This window comes from Micromonospora sp. FIMYZ51 (assembly GCF_038246755.1).
In the GTDB taxonomy this organism is placed as follows: Bacteria; Actinomycetota; Actinomycetes; order Mycobacteriales; family Micromonosporaceae; genus Micromonospora.
On sequence record NZ_CP134706.1, the window covers coordinates 1,091,900 to 1,105,334 of the forward strand.

The window sequence follows — 13,435 nt, forward strand, 5'->3', positions numbered from 1 at the left end:
TTGATCGGCGGGGCGCGTTGATCGGCGGGGCGCGTTGATCGGCGGGGCGTTAATAAGGGGCCCTTCCTATACACCAGGCGTTAACAGGGGGCCCTTCCTTTCACAGGATTGGGGGGATGTCGGGGCGGATGGGGACGGGGAGCACGGTGGGACGGTCGGCGTGCAGCGCGGCGGCGAGGGCCGCGCCGAGCTGGTCGGGCGTGTCGACGACGGTGGCGGCGCAGCCGTAGCCGCGGGCGATCGCGGTGATGTCGAGGCCGGGCAGGTCCAGGCCGGGTACGCCGGGCGTCTGCTTCAGCTCGGCGAACGCCTTGAGGATCGCGTACTGCCGGTTGACCGGGACCACGACGGGCAGCGGCAGTCGCAACTGGGCGGCGGTCCAGAGGGCCTGCACGGAGTAGTGGAAGGAGCCGTCGCCGATCACCGCCACCACCGGCCGATGCTGGCCGGTGTCGCGTTGGGCAAGTGCGACGCCGACGGCCGCCGGCAGGCCGTAGCCGAGCCCGCCGCTGGCCATGGTGAAGTACGACCCGGGCCGGGTGAATCGCAGGTGACGGCGGAGCGCGGAGAGGTTTGACGGTGACTCCTGCACCAGCACCCCGTCCTCGGGCCAGTGCCGGCCCAGCGCGGCGAAGAGCGCGTCGGCGCTGAGCGGGACGGAATCCTCCACGGGTGCCGGACCGGGGCGGGGCGGTGGTGGTGGCCGGTCCGCCGGTGGCACCAGGTCGGCCAGTGCGGCGAGGGCCAGTCCGGCGTCACCGAGCAGGCTGTCGCCGACCGGGGCGCGAGCCGCCTCGTCGGGGTCGTCGGTCACGTGCAGCAGCCGCGCGCCGTCGGGAAGGGTGTCGCCCGGCACGTGCGGGTAGTAGCGGAACACCGGGGCGCCGATCACCAGCACCGTGTCGTGTCCCCGCAGCCGTTCGGCAAGCGGGCCGCGTGCGAAGGGCAGTACGCCCTGGAAGTGTGGATGGTCCTCGGGGAAGGTGGTGCGTTCGGGCGCGGGTGCTGACCAGACCGGCGCGACGAGTCGTTCGGCCAGGGCGACCGCTGCCGCCCAGGCGCCGGCGCGGTCCACTGCGGCACCGAGCACCAGGACCGGTGCCCGGCTGGCCGCCAGCGTGGCGGCGAACTGGCGCAGCCGCTCCGGATCGGGCGCGAACCGGGTGGCCACCGTGCGGGCTGATGGTGGCGGATCGGCGGGCTGCGCCCAGTCGTCCAGGGGCAGGGAGAGGAAGACCGGCCCGGCCGGTGGTTGCACCGCGGTGGCGTACGCCCGCATCAGCGCCGCCGGGACGTCCTGCGCCCGGACCGGTTCGTACGCCCACTTGACGTACGGCTGGGGCAGTTCGGTGGGCTGGCGGGCGGTGAGCCGGGGTTCCAGCAGCAGCATCTCGCGGGTCTGCTGGCCGGCGGTGACGATCAGCGGGGTGCGGTTGTGCCAGGCGGTGACGATGTTGCCCATGGCGTTGCCGGTGCCCGGCGCGGTGTGCAGGTTGACATGTGCGGGCCGCCCGGTGGCCTGGGCGTACCCGTCGGCGATGCCGACCGCCGATGCCTCGTGCAGCGCGAGCACATACGAGAAATCGTCGGGGAACGCATGCAGGAACGGCTCCTCGGTCGAACCGGGGTTGCCGAACACGGTGGTCATGCCCAGGGAGCGGAGCAGGTCGTAGGTAATGTCGCGGACCGTTGCCATCGCCCCTGAATCTAACCGGGCGAGTCGGGTCTATAGGGCTTTTCAGCTTTGCTCGCTTTCCCGGCTCGCGGAATCGCTCCCACCGCCCGCATCCGCCTGGTCGCCGGGTGACCTGCGCCTCCGGCCGCGGCTGCCGATCACCGGTGGTCAGGCCATCGCCAGGGCCGTGGACGCAGGCTATGGTGCCAGACATGGCAATGACAGCGCGGATGGCACCGGCGCGGCGGGCCGTCCCGGGGCGTGGCCGGTTCCGCCTTCCGGTGCATGACTGACGGGCGCGCGTGATGCAGGGAGAGGGGCAGGCGATCGGCGGGCGGGCAACCGAGTCGATGACCGGGAAGTTGTTGGTGGCGACACCGGCGCTGAAAGACCCGAACTTCGACCGTACGGTCGTGCTGTTGGTCGCGCACGAACCGGGTGGCGCGCTCGGCGTGGTGCTCAACCGGGCCACCGAGGTACCGGTAGCGGACGTGCTGCGCGACTGGGGCGATCTGGCCCGGCACCCGGCGGTGCTCTTCGAGGGCGGCCCGGTGCAGCCCGACTCGGCGATCTGCCTGGCCCGGATGCGTCAGCCGGTCCGCCGCCTCAAGGGTTTCCACCAGGTCTCCGGCGCGGTCGGCACGCTGGACCTGTCCGTCGATCCGCACCGGCTGCGCGAGAACGTCCAGAGCATCCGGGTCTTCGCCGGGTACGCGGGCTGGGGAGCGGGGCAGTTGGAGCAGGAGATCGAGGACGGCTCCTGGTTCGTGCTGGACGCGCTGCCCGGTGACGCCTTCGTCGACCGGCCCGACGACCTGTGGCCGATGGTGCTGCGTCGGCAGGGCGGCATGATGGCCGCGGTGGCGCACTTTCCGCCGGACGTGGCGCTGAACTGACCCGGCCGCGCCGGGCGGGGACCCGCGAGATGACCATGCCGGCGGGCGTGTGTATAGTTCTCCCAGTGCCCGGGCGACCGGGTGCGACAGCAAGGGGCCGTGGCGCAGCTGGTAGCGCACCACACTGGCAGTGTGGGGGTCAGGGGTTCGAGTCCCCTCGGCTCCACCTTGTGTTTGTGCAGGTCAATCGACGTCAGTTATCAACTGACGTCGATTGCTTGTGATCTTGTGGTCACCGCCGTGGTCACACAGCGCCCCACACTTCGCCTCGGCGACCAGTGTTGAAACTCCCGAAGAAGTCGCCTCTGACCAGGGATTATTACGGGGCCCCGGCTGTTCACGCATACCTGGCCGAAATGTGGGGCGCAAAACCGTGTAGTACGGCGGTGCCGGCCCGTGTCGCTACGTTCAATTTCGTGTTTCCGATCGACGGGGGTTCCGTGCCAAACGGCGCTCGGCGCTCGCCTGCGAGGATTCAGCCGCCGGGCCGCGGTCGAGCGGCTCCGGAAGGACTGAGGCCGTGTCCGTCCAGTCGCAGCCTCAGGGGACTTGGAGATCGATCGTGGGGGTCGCTGCGAGTAGGGCCTGCGTGTATGGGTGGCAAGGGATGGTGGTGATCTCCAGGGTCGGGCCCTGCTCGATGATTCGGCCGTCGCGCATGACCGCGATCCGGTCGGCGAGTTGTCGGACGACGGCGAGGTCGTGGGAGATGAACAAGCAGGCCAGGCCGAGCTGGTCTCGTAGATCGAGTAGTAGGTTGAGGATCTTCGCCTGGACTGACACATCGAGTGCGGTGACTGGTTCGTCGCAGACGAGCAGTCGTGGTCCGAGAGCCAGGGCGCGGGCTATCGCGACGCGCTGCTGTTGTCCGCCGGACAACTGGCGGGGCCGGCGCGTGCCGACCTGACGGTCGAGGCCGACGAGGTCGAGCAGTTCGTCGATCCGCGTGGACTGTGCTCGAGAGTCGCCGATCCGGTGGATGCGCAGCGGCTCGACGAGGGCTTGTCGTACCGTCTGGCGCGGGCTGAGGGTGAGGTACGGGTCCTGGAACACCATCTGGACGTGCCGCCGGTGTGCCCGCAGTGCTCGGCCGCGCAGGCTGTGGACGTCGACGCCGGAGAATCGGACCACGCCGGTGCTGGGCCGGTGGAGTCCGGTGACAACGCGGGCGAGGGTGGTCTTGCCGCAGCCGGACTCGCCGACGAGCCCGACGATCTCGCCCGGCTCGACGCGCAGGGTGACGTTCTCGATCACGTTCGCCCGGCCGCGGTCGTGGTGGTGGGGGTAGCCGGCGGTGACCTGCGCGATGTCCAGCACCGGTCAGGCCCTGTCCCGCTCGAGGGTAGCCCCGCCCACCAGAGTGTCCTCGCCGGACTGCTGGGGGCAGGTCGCATGGTGTGCCGGGCCGAGCGTCAGCAGCGCCGGCTGGTCATGGGTGCACGCGGTGACGGCGATGGGGCAGCGGGGGGCGAACGCGCAACCGTCGGTTTCGTCCGGGCCGGCGCCGGAGTGTCCGGGCATGGTGCGGAACCGCGTGCCGGGTGGCGCGCCGGGATGCGGTACGGCGTCGAGCAGGCCGCGGGTGTAGGGGTGGGCCGGGTTCGCGAGCACGGTGGCGAGCGGTCCGGATTCTACGATCCGGCCGGCGTACATGACGGCGACCGTGTCCGCGAGCCGGGTGACCACTGCCAGGTCGTGGCTGACGATGATCATGGCCATGCCCAGTTCGTCGCGGAGCCGGGCCAGCAGGTCGAGCAGTTGCGCCTGGACGGTGACGTCGAGGGCGGAGGTCGGTTCGTCGGCGACCAGCAGTTCCGGCTTGCCGGCGAGGGCGATGGCGATCTGTACCCGCTGCCGCATCCCGCCGGAGATCTGGTGGGGGAACTTGCCGGCGATACCGGCCGGGTCGGGCAGCTCGACAAGGTGTAGCAGCTCTTCGGTGGCCCGGCGGGTGGCGGCGCGCCGGCCGCCGCGTCCGGTGTTGCGGACGGCCTCGTCGACGTGCGCGCCGATGGTCCGCAACGGGTTGAGCGTGGCGAGGCTGTCCTGGAAGACTACGCCCACACGGCGGCCATTGATCTGGCGTCGCTCCCGCTGTGGAAGGTCGACGAGTTGGCGTGCCTGGGTGCCGGCTGCCAGGGTTGCCGACCCGGTGACGACCGCGCTGGGGTCGAGTAGCCCGAACGGCGCCATCGCGGAGGTGGTCTTGCCGCTGCCGGTCTCGCCGACGATGGCCAGGACGTGTCCCCGGGGTACCTGGTAGGCGACGTCGGCGACGACCTGGCGGCGCCGGCCGTCGTGCGGATAGCTGACCGAGAGGTCCCGTACCCGCAGCAGGGTGCCGTTCTCGTCGGACATGGCCGGGGCGACGGTCGGAAGGGCCGCTGCCAGTGGCACGGTGGTGGCCCGGCGGGCGGACGGGGCGCGAAGACGCGTCGGGAGTACCCAGCGCAGGATCGAGGGCCGTTCGTCGCCTGTGGCGAGACGCTCGCCGAGGAGGTTGCTGGCGAACACGACGGCGGTGATCGCGATGCCGGGCGGGTAGGCAAGCCACCAGGCGGAGGCGAGGTGGGGGCGGCCCTCGATGAGCATCTGGCCCCACTCGGCGTGCGGTGGGGGGATGCCGAGGCCGAGGAAGCTGAGCGTGGCGACGCCGAGCACGATCGCGCCGACGTCGGTGCTGGCGTAGACCAGGCACGGGGCGAGGGCCGGTGGGAGCAGGTGCCGGCCGACGATGCGGGCGGGTCCGGCGCCGAGCAGCCGTAGGGCGTCCAGGTGCGGACTGCCGCGCAGGCCGGCGACGCGGGCGCGGGCGATGCGGGCGTACGGGGCCCAGGCCCACAGCGACATCGCGAGGATGAGGTTCTCCGCACCGGGACCGCGTACGCCGATGACGGCCAGGGCGACGAGCATGCCGGGTAGGGAGACGGCCATGTCGATGATCCGGGAGATGATCCGGTCGACCGGGCCGCCGAGGTAGCCGGCGACGGTGCCGGTGACGCCGCCGACGGTCAGCGAGATCGTCAGGACCGCTGCCGTGACCGCGAGGGAGATCTGGGCGCCGTGCAGGATTCGGCTGAGCTGGTCGCGGCCGAGTTGGTCGGTGCCGAGGGGGTGTTCCGCCGACGGCGGCAGCAGGCTGGCCGCCAGGTCGGTGGCGGTCGGGTCGGCCGGGGCGAGCAGCGGCGCCAGCAGCCCCACGATCGCGAACGCGAGCAGCGGCAGGGCGACCAGCGTGGTGCGCACGGACGGTGGGATGGCTCGGCGGCGGTGTCGGACGTTCATGTCGTCTCCGTCCGAGGGCGTGCCGTGGTCTCGCCGGTGCCACTGCGCACCGGTTGGCGCCATCGCTGGCGGGGCGGGCGGTGGTGTGTTTCGGCGTCGCGGCGGGATCGGGGGTCGATGAGGGCCTGTGCGACGTCGGCGAGGCGGTTGGCGAGGATGAATCCGCCGCCGAGGACGAGCGCGCTGGCCTGTAGCGCTGGCACGTCCCGGGCTGCGGCGGCCTTGACGAAGTAGGCGCCGAGGCCGGGCCAGCCGAAGATCTGCTCCACGACGATGGTTCCCACCAGCAGGGTGCCGACGGTGAATCCGGCGACGGACAGGATCGGCCCGGCGGCGTTGGGCAGGCCGTCGCGGAGCACGATCGACGTCGGTCGGCTGCCACGGGCCAGGGCGGCGAGCACGTACGGCCGGTCGAGCGCCTCGCGCAGCGTCACGGCCACCACCCGGCTCAGCGCACCGGCAGCCGGCAGCCCGAGCACCGCCAACGGCATCACCCAGGTCGTGGACCCCGCCATCCCCGAGGTCGGCACCAGTCTCAGCCGCAACGCCAGCACCAGCACCAGCAGATAGCTCAGCCAGAACGCCGGCACCGACGTGGCCAGCAGCGCTGCGGTGCGCAGGGCTCCGCGCGCCAGGCCGCGTTCGAACACCGCCCCGGCGACGCCGACTGCCACGCCGACCACGAGGGCCAGCACGGCGGAGCCGGCGACCAGCCCCAGCGTCACGCCCATCCGGTCGGCGATCTCCGGGCCGATGGGTGTGTTCGTCCGCAGCGACACCCCGAAATCGCCGGTTACCGCGTCGGCGAACCACCGCAGGTACCGCAGCGGGGCGGGGGCGTCCAGACCGAGTTCGGCGCGGACGGCCTCGACCTGCTCGGGCGTGGCGGGCCGGCCGGCCCGGGTCGCGGCCAGCATCGCCGCCGGATCACCGCGCGCGAGCAGCACGAGCGCGAAGGTGCCGGCGGACAACGCCACGAGTACGCCGACGGTGTCGACGAGCCACCGCGCGAGGTAGCGTCCGGCGGACCGCAGCCGTCGTGTCCTCACCCGACGGTGACCGCGGTCAGTTTGAGGTCGACGTCGCTGGGCGAGACCGCGAAGCCGTTCACCCCGTCACGGACCGCCCACATTCGGGGCCGGTAGACCAACGGCACGAACCCGGCGTCGGCGGCGACGGCGTCGTAGAGATTCTGGTAGGCCACCGTCCGGGCGGTCGGGTCGGCGGCGAACAGCGCCTTGTCGACGAGACCCTCGATGGCCGGCGTCGCCCACAGCGGCGCCCGCGCCTCGTCGGTGAACAGGGAAACGATCGAGCTGGACGGGTCGTACGGCGCGCCGAGGGTTTCGAAGAACGTGATGTCGTATCTGCCCTCGGCGCGCTCGTCGTAGTAGACGGCGGCGTCGACCGGGACGATCTCGACCCCGATACCCACCTCCTTCAGCGCAGCGGCGATCGCCGAGGCCGTGGTGCGCGGGTCGAGTTGTCCCTCCGCCGGGGTCGCCGGAATCAGCAGCCGCAGCGAGAGTCGCTTTCCGTCCTTGACCCGGGTGTCGCCGTCGCGCACGTAGCCGGCCGCGTCCAGCACGCTGCCGGCGGCGGCCTTGTCGAAGCCGACCGGCAAATCGGCGCCGGAGTCCGGCACTCCCGGCGGGAACACTCGCCGGGCCGGTTCGGCGTAGTCCAGGAACAGCGCCTTCGCCATTGCGGCGGTGTCGATCGCTTTGCCGACAGCCTGACGTACGGCCTTGTCGCCGGCCGGGCCGTCGGGGTTGAACCCGAGCATGATCGAGACGTCCGGGGCGCCGGTGAGCAGCTTGACGTCGTCGCGGCCGTCCAGGGACTTCGCCTCGACCGGGGTTATCGGGGCCAGGTAGGGGCCGCCGATCAGGTCGATCTCGCCATTGGTGAGGGCGTCGACGCGGGCCTGGGAGTCCGGGATGACCTTGAATTCGAGACGTTCCAGGCGCGGTTTCTCCCCCCAGTAGTCGCCGTTGCGTTCCAGGGTGGCGCCGGTCGCCGTGTTGGAGACCAGCTTCCACGCGCCGGTGCCGACCGGGTTCTGAAACGTCCCGTCAGCGGCGGCCGACTTCGGGCTGAGTAGCCGGACCGGGCGCACGATCGACAACTCCTGCAGCAACGGTTCGTACGGCTCGGACAGGGTGAGCCGGACAGTGTCTGGATCCGGGGCCTCGACGGCGGAGATGACCTGCGACGCCCGGAAGAACGAGAAGCGTTTGTTGCCGACCCACCGGTCGAAGTTCCACTTGACGGCGGCAGCGTCCAGCGGTGTCCCGTCGGTGAAGCGTACGCCGTCGCGCAGGTCGAGGGTCACCTGTTTGCCGCCCTCGGCGACGGTCCACGACTCGGCGAGGCCCGGCTCCAGCCGCCCGTCCTCGCCGTAGCTGACCAGCGGCTCGTAGATCGCGTCGAGCAGCAGGAAGTTGCCGGTGAACGCGTGCGGGTCCAGCGGACCCGACTCCGCGCTCATCCCGATGCGCAGGACGGTGGTTGAGCCGGCATCACCGGAGTCGGAGCTACACGCGCTGACGAGCGCGACCGACACGGCGAGGGCGGTGACGAGGGAACGTGATCGCGGCACGGACTCTCCTGGTGGGGTTGGCAGGTCAGGGCACGGCGGATGGCCGGGGGACGTTCCCGCATCAGTAGTCGGCTTCATCACGCGGCTGGTTCCCGAAAACTTGCCGTGACAGACGGTCCGTTCCGAAGACGGGTAGGGTCCGGCCTGGTCGCCAACACGACGACAGCAGGCAGATCGGGCGGTCTCGGGTGCGGGATCGGGCCGGGAGGTCACGGGTGAGCTGGTACGCGGCACGGAGCCGTCGTTTCGGCGAAGCGTCCCTGGCTGCGGCGCGGGCGCCGGTCGGCTGATGGCGGCCCCGACATCGTCCCGGACCGGGTCGGTCGCGCGTAACCGTCTGCTGTCGTTGCGGGATCACCCCTTCACGGGCGCCCAAATCGCGTTGCTGCTGGGTGGTCTCCTGGTCAACGTCGGCTCGTTCTCGGTCTATCCGTACCTGGCGGTTCTGCTGCGCGACCGGACGGGGCTCGGGATGGCGCAGGTCGGGGTCGTGCTCGGGGCCGCCACGCTGGTGCAGTTCGCCAGCGCCCCGCTCAGCGCGGCGCTGGCCGAGCGGATCGGGCTGCAGCGCTCGCTGCGCGGTGCCATGGTCCTCTACAGCCTCGGCGGCGGCGCCTTCCTTCTCGGAGCGACAGGCCCGGTGTCCACCGTCGTGGGACTGTTCCTCATTTCCAGCGGAGGTTCGCTGTATTCACCGGCGTACCGCAGCTACCTGGTACACGGAGCCGACCCGCAGCAGCGGCCCCGGCTGGTCTCTGCCGGCAACGCCGCCAGCAACCTGGGCGTCGCCCTCGGGCCGGTGCTGGGCGCCCTGCTCATCCAGCGTCCGAGCAGCATGTTCGCGGTCGTCACGGTGGTCTACGCCATTCTCGGGGTCTGGCACTTCTTCCTGCCCAGGGAGCGGATGGTCCCCGACGCCCCGCCGGTCGAGCCGTATCACCGGATGTTGCACGGCATCGTGGTGCTGCCCTTCGTCGTCACCGCCCTGTCGGTCTACCTCTACATGCAGTTCTACCAGTACCTCTCCAGCTACGCGGAGGGCCGAGTAGCCGCGCTGTTCTACGGCGTGGCGATGATGGGTTACTCCCTCGGGCTGGTCCTCGTGCAGCCCCTCGTGGCGCACCGGGTCGAGCGGATGAGCCATCCGTCGGCGATGGCGATCGGTTTCGGCTTCCTGGCGACGGGGATGGTCGCGTTCGCCGGTGGAAACATGTTCACGATCGGGGCCGGAGTCGCGGCGATCAGCGTCGGCAACGCGGTGCTCTTCCTCAAGAACGACCTTATGGCGTTGGCGGGCTCGAAGCGGTCAGCGACGGCCGTCTTCGGTCAGCAGCGGCTGGCCGTAGGGGTCGGTTCCTTCCTCAGCGGTGTCGTCGGCGGCAGCGTGTACGGACTCTTCGAGCGGGCGGGTCAGCTGTCGGGGTTCTGGCTGGTCGTGGCCGCCCAGTGCATCCTGCTTCCGCCGCTGGTGGTGGCGGTGGTTCGGCGCCTGCGTCGGCTCGTCCCCAGAACCGAGGAGGTTCGGAGCGCCCGATCGGGTTGATAGGCGGCGCCGGTGCCCGATGTGTTCCTGGACGGGGGGATAGGGCCGCTGATCCCAGTCCATCGTCGACCACGGCGGTGTCAGATCTCTGAGGGTATCGATCTCGGTGGGCTTCAGCGCGGCTCGGTCCAGCGCATCCCGGTGCCGGGTAAAGACCTTGTCCACGTACCGGTGCCCCGTGTCCGCGCCGATGACGAGATGCTCGCGTCCGGGGTGACGCTGTGCCTCCCACGCCGCTACCAGGAAGGCCGCTCCGGTGGACAGGCCGGCGAAGACGGCGTGCGTACGCATCAGGTCGATCGTGCCGGCCATGGCGTAGTGGAAGGTCAGCCAGTGCACTTGGTCGTAGAGGTCGGGGCGGACGTTGTCGAAGGGGATGGCGCTGCCGATACCGGCGATGATTGCCTCGGGGTCCTGGAAGCGTTCGCTGCCGAAGCTGACGCTGCCGAACGGCTGGACCCCGACCAGTCTGGCCGCCGGATCGTGCCGGCGTAGCGGCTGGATCAGGCCGGCGCTCGACGCGCCGGTGCCGACGCTGGCCACCACAGTCAGGGGCCTGTCGGGCAGCGCGACGTGCACCAGGCCGGCCAGCTCGGCGTACCCGAGGTAGTGGATGGGGTCGTGGTACTGACGCATCCAGTGCATGCCGGGGTTGGCGCGCAGCAGCTGACGGATCCGCGCGACCCTGCGGTCCTGATCGAGGCGCAGGTCGGACTCGGCCGGCATCTGGTCCACCGTCGCGCCGAGGATCTCCAGCTGTGACCGGATCGTCGGTGTCACGGTGGTCGAGGCGACGATGTGGCAGCGGAGATCGTAGCGGTGACAGACCATGGCCAGAGCCAGTGCGTAGATGCCGCTCGAACTGTCGATGACGGTGTCTCCGGGCCGTACGGTGCCGTCGGCGAGCAGTGCCCGGACGGCGCCGAGAGCGGCGTAGATCTTTAGCGTCTCGAACCGGACGAGCACCATGTTCTCCGACAGGCGGATGAGGCTGGGCGCTCTGACGGCATCGGTGACATGACCGTGGACGGTCGCGGAGACATCGGGCGGGACCATGAACGGCATGGGCGGTCGTCCCTCGTGTCGTGCCGCCGGGGCAGGGCGGCAGGGCGGCAAGTGTGCGAGACCAGTTATCTCCGTCGATTTTCTGGTCCCCCCGGGTAGGTCGCGCGCACGACTGCGTTAGTTCCGGCGCCGGGGGTCGTCGCCGAGGACGAATCAACCGAATGTTGCGGGAACCAGGCGCGGTATGCGGCCGACCAGCTCAGCGGGCGAAGGTGCCCGGCGTGCTCCGCGACCTGCGGACTGGATCACGGTGACTTGCCCACAATGGACGGCAGTCGATCGGAACTCTTTGGTCTGCCCGCCCGACATATTCAACGTGACCATTGCGTGCCTCGAGATGCTCTCCTTCGGCCTTGCCCATCTCGCCAGGGCCGCCCACTCTTCGGGCGAACGGCTGGCGCTGCTGACCGGTGTCGAGTCGCTCTACCTCCACGAGCTGGCCACGCTGCCGCCCGGCACGATCGACGTCGTACCGGTCGACACGCACGACCGCCAGGCGGTCACCGAATCCCTGCACGCGATCGGTGACCTGCGGGGCCTGATCAGCTCGACGGACACCTGGGGAGTGATCGGCGCCGAGCTCGCCGCCGAGTTCGGCCTGCCCGGCATCGATCCGGCGGTGATCCGGCTGGTGCGCGACAAGGCCCGCGTCCGCGATCTGCTGAACCAGAAGAGCCTGAGCCCGGTGGCGCCCTTCGGGGTGGACGATCCGGCCACGGTGAGCCTCGACCGGCTCGCGTCGGCCGTCGGGCTGCCCGCCGTCGTCAAGGACACGGCCGGCACGAGCAGCGCGAACGTGTGGCTTGTCCGGGACGCCGACGACCTCGCCCGGCTCCGCCGCGAGGCCGCGGACGCAGCGCTGTTCGGGAGCCTGTTCGCCGAGCCGTTCCTGGCCGGGCCCGTCTACAGCGCCGAGACCCTGACCTGGGCCGGGCAGACCCGGCTGCTGGGGCTGTCGAGCCGCCTCATGTCGGCCCAGCCCTGGTTCCGGGAGGACGTGACGGCATTCCCCGTGGCGCTGCCACCCGCCGAACTCCGCGAAATCGAGGTGTGGCTCGGGGAGGTGCTGGCGGTCCTCGGGTACACCGACCGGTTCGCCCACATCGAAATCGCCATGACCACCCACGGACCCCAGCTGATCGAGGTGAACCCCCGCATCGGCGGTGCGCTTGTCGGCGAGTCGATGTGCCGCGCACTCGGGGTCAACGTCTACGCCGCCCTCGTCGACCTCGCGCTCGGCCACCGCCCCCGCCTGCTCGACGCGGCCCTGCCCGGCGGCCCGGCGGTGGCGTTCGTCCTGGCCTACCCGGATCAGGCCGGTGAACTCGTTGCCGTGAACGGAATCGACGACCTCGACCGCTATCCGGGGCAGCCGCGATGGTATCCGACCAAGGCGATCGGCACACAGGTCGCGCACGTCACCGACGGGCGCGGCTACGCGGGCATCGTGCTCGCCGAGGGCCCGACCGCAGAGATCGCCACGCACCGTGCCGTCGCCGCGGCGGGCGCCGTCCACGTCCGCACCCGGCCGTCGTGCTAGACACGTCGGCCGCGCACAATCAGCCGCCGGGCATGGTTGTCGAACGGCTCCGCATCGAAGCCGCCGAAGCAGTCGACCTCGGCGAAACCCGCCGCGCGAAGCATCGCCTTGAGCTCAGCGGCGCTGTAGAGGGCATGCTCGACGACGGCCGTACGCGTCTGGCCCTCCCGGACCAGGAGGAAGTCGTCCCGGAACCGGGTCCAGTCGTCCAGGACCGTGCCGCGCACGAGCAGCGTTCCGCCGTCGACGTCGATGATCTTCGGTTCGTGGCCGTCGCGGGCCGCGATCTCCTTGCCGTACATGTCGACGAGCATCCGACCGCCAGGCTTGAGACTGGCCAGCACATTGCGCAGAACACGCATGTTCTGCGCGTGGTCGGCGAACAACCCGAACGACGTGTACATGCTGATCGCGAGGTCATACCGGTCCGGCTCGACGAACTCACGCATGTCCGCCCGGACGAGCCGGACGTCGACACCGGAGGCGGACGCGGCCGTCGCGGCCCGGTCGAGCAGCGCCGCGCTGAGGTCCACGCCGGTGACCGTGGCGCCCCGGCGGGCCAGCGGAATCGTGTACGTCCCCGGCCCGCACCCCAGATCCAATACGGCGGCCCCGGCCGGCAGGCGCAGCAACGGAGACGCGGCCACCCGCGCCTCGGCTTCGGCGGCACGCTCGGCGGAGAACATCACCTCGGTGAACCCGGTCCACAGCGCCTCATCCTCGAACCACTCCATTCACTGCTCCATCCGCCGCCGTTGATGTCCGTCGTGTCTAACAGTCGCGGCCGGGCCCGGTCTGGTTCCGGCAGGCCGCACATCGGGAGGATCCG

At 70.8% G+C, this 13,435-nt stretch carries 9 protein-coding genes, 1 tRNA gene and 1 pseudogene; 4 read left to right on the forward strand and 7 right to left on the reverse strand.

The genetic code is table 11. The features are described from left to right. Window positions 1-100 precede the first annotated feature (100 nt). Window positions 101-1,696: a benzoylformate decarboxylase gene (gene mdlC, locus QQG74_RS05245; protein WP_341719154.1), complete on the reverse strand. Its 1,596-nt coding sequence runs from the start codon at window positions 1,694-1,696 to the stop codon at window positions 101-103. A 284-nt stretch (window positions 1,697-1,980) separates the two neighbouring features. Between mdlC and QQG74_RS05250 the strand changes: the two genes are divergently transcribed. Continuing rightward, window positions 1,981-2,571 (forward strand): YqgE/AlgH family protein, encoded by a 591-nt coding sequence (locus QQG74_RS05250; RefSeq protein WP_341721145.1) that lies wholly within the window; start codon window positions 1,981-1,983, stop codon window positions 2,569-2,571. A 93-nt stretch (window positions 2,572-2,664) separates the two neighbouring features. Then, a tRNA-Ala gene (locus tag QQG74_RS05255) sits at window positions 2,665-2,737 on the forward strand. A gap of 374 nt (window positions 2,738-3,111) precedes the next feature. Here QQG74_RS05255 and QQG74_RS05260 read toward each other — a convergent pair. The 4 genes from QQG74_RS05260 to QQG74_RS05275 are packed head-to-tail and all read right to left on the reverse strand — an operon-like array spanning window position 3,112 to window position 8,458. After that, window positions 3,112-3,888 carry an ATP-binding cassette domain-containing protein gene (locus QQG74_RS05260; RefSeq protein WP_341719155.1) on the reverse strand — a complete coding sequence of 259 codons (777 nt, stop codon included), beginning with the start codon at window positions 3,886-3,888 and terminating at the stop codon, window positions 3,112-3,114. 3 nt (window positions 3,889-3,891) lie between these two features. Then, entirely contained in the window at window positions 3,892-5,856 is a 1,965-nt protein-coding gene (locus tag QQG74_RS05265; protein WP_341719156.1) for a dipeptide/oligopeptide/nickel ABC transporter permease/ATP-binding protein, read from the reverse strand. Then, window positions 5,853-6,905, reverse strand: coding sequence for an ABC transporter permease (locus QQG74_RS05270; RefSeq protein WP_341719157.1), 1,053 nt, complete (start codon window positions 6,903-6,905; stop codon window positions 5,853-5,855). The genes QQG74_RS05265 and QQG74_RS05270 overlap by 4 nt, the downstream gene beginning before the upstream one ends. Beyond that, window positions 6,902-8,458, reverse strand: a complete 1,557-nt coding sequence (locus tag QQG74_RS05275) for an ABC transporter substrate-binding protein (protein WP_341719158.1) — start codon at window positions 8,456-8,458, stop codon at window positions 6,902-6,904. Before QQG74_RS05275 ends, QQG74_RS05270 begins: the two co-directional genes overlap by 4 nt. 289 nt (window positions 8,459-8,747) lie before the next feature. Between QQG74_RS05275 and QQG74_RS05280 the strand changes: the two genes are divergently transcribed. After that, complete coding sequence (locus QQG74_RS05280; protein ID WP_341719159.1) at window positions 8,748-10,001, forward strand: MFS transporter; 1,254 nt, start codon at window positions 8,748-8,750, stop codon at window positions 9,999-10,001. 207 nt (window positions 10,002-10,208) lie between these two features. Here the strand turns inward: QQG74_RS05280 and QQG74_RS05285 are convergent. Next, window positions 10,209-11,066, reverse strand: a pseudogene (locus tag QQG74_RS05285) (pyridoxal-phosphate dependent enzyme); the annotation flags it as partial. 316 nt (window positions 11,067-11,382) lie between these two features. Between QQG74_RS05285 and QQG74_RS05290 the strand changes: the two are divergent. Then, window positions 11,383-12,606, forward strand: a complete 1,224-nt coding sequence (locus tag QQG74_RS05290; RefSeq protein WP_341719160.1) for an ATP-grasp domain-containing protein — start codon at window positions 11,383-11,385, stop codon at window positions 12,604-12,606. Here QQG74_RS05290 and QQG74_RS05295 read toward each other — a convergent pair. Continuing rightward, window positions 12,603-13,340, reverse strand: coding sequence for a methyltransferase domain-containing protein (locus tag QQG74_RS05295; protein ID WP_341719161.1), 738 nt, complete (start codon window positions 13,338-13,340; stop codon window positions 12,603-12,605). The two genes, QQG74_RS05290 and QQG74_RS05295, sit on opposite strands and share 4 nt — an antisense overlap. Window positions 13,341-13,435 lie beyond the last annotated feature (95 nt).